At 63.5% G+C, this 5,262-nt stretch carries 8 protein-coding genes and 1 pseudogene; 6 read left to right on the plus strand and 3 right to left on the minus strand.

Annotation, left to right across the window (positions count from 1 at the left end):
• Positions 1 to 334: 334 nt before the first annotated feature.
• Complete coding sequence (locus Q8N40_RS10755; protein WP_305711811.1) at positions 335 to 937, plus strand: hypothetical protein; 603 nt, start codon at positions 335 to 337, stop codon at positions 935 to 937.
• Between the two features lie 8 nt (positions 938 to 945).
• Positions 946 to 1,569, plus strand: a complete 624-nt coding sequence (locus Q8N40_RS10760) for a hypothetical protein (protein WP_305711805.1) — start codon at positions 946 to 948, stop codon at positions 1,567 to 1,569.
• Here the strand turns inward: Q8N40_RS10760 and Q8N40_RS10765 are convergent.
• Positions 1,566 to 1,934, minus strand: coding sequence for an ArsC family reductase (locus Q8N40_RS10765; protein WP_305711806.1), 369 nt, complete (start codon positions 1,932 to 1,934; stop codon positions 1,566 to 1,568). The genes Q8N40_RS10760 and Q8N40_RS10765 overlap by 4 nt on opposite strands.
• 76 nt (positions 1,935 to 2,010) lie before the next feature.
• On the opposite strand from Q8N40_RS10765, the gene Q8N40_RS10770 reads away from it, so the two are divergent.
• Positions 2,011 to 2,169, plus strand: a complete 159-nt coding sequence (locus tag Q8N40_RS10770) for a DUF5993 family protein (RefSeq protein ID WP_305711807.1) — start codon at positions 2,011 to 2,013, stop codon at positions 2,167 to 2,169.
• A 6-nt stretch (positions 2,170 to 2,175) separates the two neighbouring features.
• A complete protein-coding gene (locus Q8N40_RS10775) occupies positions 2,176 to 2,727 on the plus strand; it encodes a disulfide bond formation protein B (RefSeq protein WP_305711808.1) in 552 nt (183 codons plus the stop codon).
• 46 nt (positions 2,728 to 2,773) lie between these two features.
• Here Q8N40_RS10775 and Q8N40_RS10780 read toward each other — a convergent pair.
• A pseudogene (locus tag Q8N40_RS10780) lies at positions 2,774 to 3,035 on the minus strand (glutathione S-transferase N-terminal domain-containing protein); the annotation flags it as partial.
• Positions 3,036 to 3,115: 80 nt separating this feature from the next.
• On the opposite strand from Q8N40_RS10780, the gene Q8N40_RS10785 reads away from it, so the two are divergent.
• Both Q8N40_RS10785 and Q8N40_RS10790 read left to right on the plus strand, forming a co-directional pair.
• Positions 3,116 to 3,985: an SDR family oxidoreductase gene (locus Q8N40_RS10785; RefSeq protein ID WP_305711809.1), complete on the plus strand. Its 870-nt coding sequence runs from the start codon at positions 3,116 to 3,118 to the stop codon at positions 3,983 to 3,985.
• Between the two features lie 57 nt (positions 3,986 to 4,042).
• Complete coding sequence (locus Q8N40_RS10790; RefSeq protein WP_305711810.1) at positions 4,043 to 5,056, plus strand: NAD(P)-dependent alcohol dehydrogenase; 1,014 nt, start codon at positions 4,043 to 4,045, stop codon at positions 5,054 to 5,056.
• A 59-nt stretch (positions 5,057 to 5,115) separates the two neighbouring features.
• Here the strand turns inward: Q8N40_RS10790 and Q8N40_RS10795 are convergent.
• Positions 5,116 to 5,262: GNAT family N-acetyltransferase (locus tag Q8N40_RS10795; RefSeq protein ID WP_305711812.1), on the minus strand; the 147-nt coding region annotated here is incomplete at its 5' end.

Genomic DNA, 5,262 nt, shown 5'->3' on the forward strand with positions numbered 1-5,262 from the left:
CTTCGCGCATGACCAATTCTTGCCAACCGGCAGATTCCCCAGACGCCTTGGAAATCCCGTCCCGGACGTGCCGCCTCCGGCCGGAATATGCCGTCAACGGCCCGGCTTACGCAAGGTCGAAAGCTGGCCATACGCGGAGGCAGAATGCCCGGCTCCCGATAGGCCGCTGGTCGAATTGCCCGGGAACCCGGCTTTCCGGCGGCGAAGGTTCTCCGGCTTCTGTGATCCCAGTCGGAAAGCAAACATTAAGGGTGTTTGGACCCTTTCCGGCGTTTTCATAGAATATTTGTCGCTTGGCGCTGATGATCTGCATTTGGTATTGAGGATTTCGGCTGTGGATTTTGATAGCGCCAACCCGTCGGTGGTCAAATCGATCAAGCAGCGCGACCTGCTGAACACCTGGCTGCGGCTTTTTGCCCGCGACCTGTTGCTGCCTCGGATCGACGAGTACCAGCCCGCGCGGATCGAAGAGGAGTTTCCGGATCTCGTCTATTATACCGTGGATGCCGCCAGCTGGCCGCCGCGCCTGACGATCCAGAGCGACGGCACGCGGATGGCCAGTGCCTACGGCCACACCGGCAAAGGCCGGTTTCTCGACGAGTATCTCGGCCCGAGGCTGGTCCCCATCGTGATGCCCGTCTACCACGAATGCATCGCCCGCCGCCTGCCGGTCTATACCATCTCCAATATCGACGACAGCTATGGACGAATCGTCGCTTATGAGCGCCTGCTGTTGCCGTTCTCGGTCGCCGGCAACGTCACCCACCTGATCGCGTCATTGAAGACCATTTGCGAAGACGGCGGATTTGAAATCAGGAATCTGATGCGCGGAAACGACACTCTGCCTACGGCCAGGCTTCGCACCGTCATCGACCGCGATCTGTTCCATCGCACACCCGGCCGTATTCCGGCCGGTGATGTCATCGAATTCAGCTAAGCCTCGCGATGGAATTCACGCGCGCCAATCCCTCGGTGGTCCGATCCGTGAAGCAGCGCGACCTGCTGAATGCGTGGCTGCGCGCATTCGGCAAGGGCAGCACCCTGCCGGCCCTGGCGGATTACCGTCCCGAGCGGATCGCAGATGAACTCGTGGACATGATGGGATACGACGTCGAAGGCGAAGGCGACGGCGCCCGGTTTCTGATTACCCAGGAAGGTACGCGGCTGACCACGACCTACGGCAACGAGCACATCGAACCAGACAAGCGCACAAACCGCTATCTCGACGAAGCGATCGGGCCGGTGAGATACGCCTGGGTAAGCCCCTTCTATCGCGCCTGCCTGGCGCACCGGCGGCCGATCTACTCGATTGCGATGGTGCGGGACGCCGACGGCAAGGACGTTTCCTATGAGCGCTTGCTGCTGCCGTTCGGAACCGGCGGCAAGGTCGAGCAGATCGTCGGCTCTTTCAAGGCAATCAGCATCGAAGGTAAATTCAAGGTTGCCAACCTGATGGGTATCACAGTCAGCACGACCCCCGTCAGCGTGGTCAGGGCCGTGATCGACCTCGACTTCGTTCCCGGCGAAGCGGCCCAACACGCATCGGACGATGTCATCGAGTTGAGCTAGGCCTTGCGCGCCGCGGTCCGCTTGACTTCCGCAGCATAGATTTCCGGCTTGAATCCCACCAGCAATTTGCCACCGAGATCCAGCACCGGCCGCTTGATCATCGAGGGTTGCGCCAGCATCAGGGCCAGCGCCTTGCGCTCGTTGAGGTCTTCCTTGTCGCTATCGGGCAGTTTGCGAAACGTAGTGCCGGCGCGATTGAGCAGCGTTTCCCAGCCGAGCTCGTCGCTCCAGGCTTTCAGCCGGTCCCTGCTGATATCAGCGGTCTTGTAGTCGTGAAAATCATGGGCGACGCCGTGGCTATCGAGCCAGGCGCGGGCCTTCTTCATGGTGTCGCAGTTCTTGATACCGTAGATGGTGATGGGCATTTTGATCCATTCCGGAATGGCGCTGTGCGGTCGCCCATTGTAGTGTAACTGCAGTTTGCCTGCATCCGGGGCGAAGATGGAATTCACCGCGCTTTTTCTTGCCGTCACCATCGTGATGCTGGTGGCCTGGTTCGGTCGGCGGTCGCTGGCATTGGTCTTGTTCGCGGTGGTGCTGTTGGCCTCCGTCGCGACCTATCTGCACCATGCGACCGATACGCTCAAGCTGTCGTTCTGAGGCGCCATGACCCGCGCATTCGCCATCACCCTCAACGCGCTCAGCCTTTACGCGGTGGCGCTGGTACTGGCCGCGGCGTTTGCCGCGCAACTCGTGCTGCGCGAACTGCCCTGCCCGCTGTGCCTGCTGCAGCGCCTCCAGTTCGCGGTGCTCGCGATCGGCCCGATCCTCAACGTCCGCTTCGGGCCACGCCCCAGCCACTACGCTCTGTCGCTGTTGGCCGCCGTGGCGGGGGCCGCCTTTTCGACCCGCCAGGTGCTGCTGCACATCATGCCCGGCGATGCCGGCTACGGCACGGCCCTGTTCGGCTATCATTATTATACCTGGGCCCTGATCGGCTTCGCTGCGGCGATCGTCCTGCTCGCGGCCATCCTGCTGTTCGACCGTCAGTTCGAACAAGACACGGCGGCTGAGCAGCCCGCGCCCGGAGCGTTCGCGGCATCAGCGGTCTGGCTCGTGATCGGCTTGACGGCGCTCAATGTGGTTTCGACGCTGCTGGAATGCGGCTTTGGCGCCTGCGCCGACAACCCGGTGGTGTACGAACTGCTGAAGCGCTGAGCCTGGCCTCAACGCCGCTTCAGAACCTGCAGCCCGCGTTGCACCGCAGGCCGGGCGGCGCACCTCCAGGTCCGTCCGGATCGAGAATGGCGGGGATCTTGCCGTTCGGGTTCAGCGACAGGAACTCCGGCGTCTTCTGGTCGTCCGTGCTGAAATCGACCAGATGCGCTTCGTAAGGCCAGCCCGATCTCCTCCAGCATGATCGACACCTTGACGCCGTTCGGCGTCGGCAGCGAATAGAGCTGCAGCCGATCCGGATGCTGTGCCGGCCAGCGCGCGGTGATCGGAAAGGTTGATAATCCGGACATGCCAACTCGTTTCTTTGCCTCGGTTCGATCGCGCGGCTAATGTACGGTCAAAGCCTGATGTGACAAGGGTCGGCATCGCCATGGATGATCAAGCCAACGCAAAGCCCGGCCTGACCGATGCGGAGCTTGCGGTGCATCCGACGGTATACGCGGCCGATGCGTTCAAGGATCAGGTTATGGTCGTCTCCGGCGGCGCCGGCGGCATCGGCCGCGCGATCGCCTGGCTGCTGGCGCGGCTCGGCGCCCATGTCGTCGTGGCCGGGCGCAATCAGACGAAACTCGACGCCCTCGCCGCCGATCTGGTGAGCCGCGGCCTCAGGGCTTCCGCCGAGGTCGCCGATATCAGGGAGCCGGATGCGGTCGACGCGTTGTTCGACAGATTATGGACCGCGCATGGCCGCATCGATAGCCTCATCAACAGCGCCGGCGGACAGTTTCCGCAAGCCGCGATTGATTTCTCCGTGAAGGGCTGGAACACGGTCATCAACACCAATCTCAATGGCACCTGGTACATGATGCAGGCCGCCGCCCGGCATTGGCGCGACCACCAGCATCCCGGCAGCATCGTCAATATCGTCGTCGTCACCACGCACGGGCTCTACGGCATCGCGCATTCGGTCGCGGCGCGCGCCGGCGTGATCGGATTGTCGCGCGCCGTCGCGGTCGAATGGGCGCCGCTCGATATCCGCGTCAATTGCGTAGCGCCCGGCGTGATCGAGACCGAGGGCTGGAACGTCTATAGCCCGCAGGCCCGGGCGGCGTACCCGCGCTCCAATCCGATGATGCGCGCGGGCTCGCCCTGGGATGTCGCCGAAGCCTGCGTCTACCTCGCCGCGCCCTCCGGAAAATTCATTACCGGCGAGACGCTGACTGTGGATGGCGGCGGTCAGTTGTGGGGCGAGACCTGGACCACGGGCAAGCCGAAGTATTTTGGCGGCGCGGTTGAATGAGCAGATCTCTTGCACGAAGCTAAACCATCTCACAGCCAACATGGCGGGAACGCGAGCATGACAGGCAAGGCACGACAGATCGAGCGGAACGGGGTATTGGGGCCGACGATCGAACGCCCGATCCCCGAGCCGCGCGCGGGCGAGTTGCTGCTGGCGATTCATGCCACCAGTCTCAATTTTCACGACCTCGTCGGCATCGACGGCGGCATCCGCGGCTTGCCGGTTCCGCGCGTCCCCTGCTCCGACGCTTCGGCAACGGTGCTGGCGGTGGGCGATGGAATCAAACGGTTCGCTGTCGGCGACGCCGTCATTCCGAACTTCTTTCTGAACTGGAAAAGCGGACCGGTCGCGCGCGAGACGATGTCACCTGTGCTGGGCGATCAGGTCGACGGCGCGCTGCAGACCCATCTCTGTCTGCCGGCGGCCTCGGTGGCGCGCGCGCCGGCCGGACTGAACCATGAGGAGATCGCGACGCTGGGCTGTGCCGCCCTGACCGCGTGGCGCAGCGTGGTGGTCGAGGCGCAGGTGCAGCCGGGGCAAACGGTCGTGCTGCAGGGCACCGGCGGCGTCTCGCTGGCCGCGCTCGCCTTCGCCAGGATGCTGGGCGCCCGCGTCATCCTCACCTCATCGTCCGACGAGAAGCTGGCCCGCGCCAAACAACTCGGCGCCGACGTGCTGATCAACTATCGCACCACGCCGGACTGGTCCGCCGCGGTGCTGGCTGCCACCGGCGGCGAAGGCGCCGATCTCGTCGTTGAAGTCGGCGGCGGCGAAACCCTGGCCCATGCCATCAAGGCCACCCGACTCGGCGGCCATATTTCGGTGATCGGCATCCTCACGGGTTATCAGGCGGCGAGTTTCCCGCTGGCGATGGTGATGAGCAAGAACCTCACCGTCAGGGGCATCACCGTGGGCAGCGTCGCGAATCTCGACGCGATGTGCCGGACGATCGAGCTCAACGGCTACCGGCCGGTGATCGACCAGGCGTTCGATCTCGACCACGCGCATGAGGCGGTCGCCGCCATGAAGACACAGAAACACTTCGGCAAGATCGTGATCCGGATCGACTGATTGGAACGACCGGCGCGGTGTCGACGGCGCCGCGCTGCAACGATTGCTGGATCGTTCAGTCACATCCGCTTCTGCAGCACCGTCACATGAAGGCTGCGCCGGATTTTCATCCCCTGCCGACGGTACAGCGCGATCGCCGAGGTGTTGCCGGAAAATACGTGCAGAAACGGGATCTCTCCCCGCGCGGCGATCTCACGGGAAATCGC

The organism is Bradyrhizobium sp., from assembly GCF_030693485.1.
Classification (GTDB): domain Bacteria; phylum Pseudomonadota; class Alphaproteobacteria; order Rhizobiales; family Xanthobacteraceae; genus Bradyrhizobium.

Excerpts from the sequence above, each read along its gene's own strand:
- Q8N40_RS10760 (WP_305711805.1), top strand. The coding sequence starts at position 946 with ATGGAATTCACGCGCGCCAATCCCTCGGTGGTCCGATCCGTGAAGCAG.
- Q8N40_RS10765 (WP_305711806.1), bottom strand. The coding sequence starts at position 1,934 with ATGCCCATCACCATCTACGGTATCAAGAACTGCGACACCATGAAGAAG.
- Q8N40_RS10770 (WP_305711807.1), top strand. The coding sequence starts at position 2,011 with ATGGAATTCACCGCGCTTTTTCTTGCCGTCACCATCGTGATGCTGGTG.
- Q8N40_RS10775 (WP_305711808.1), top strand. The coding sequence starts at position 2,176 with ATGACCCGCGCATTCGCCATCACCCTCAACGCGCTCAGCCTTTACGCG.
- Q8N40_RS10785 (WP_305711809.1), top strand. The coding sequence starts at position 3,116 with ATGGATGATCAAGCCAACGCAAAGCCCGGCCTGACCGATGCGGAGCTT.
- Q8N40_RS10790 (WP_305711810.1), top strand. The coding sequence starts at position 4,043 with ATGACAGGCAAGGCACGACAGATCGAGCGGAACGGGGTATTGGGGCCG.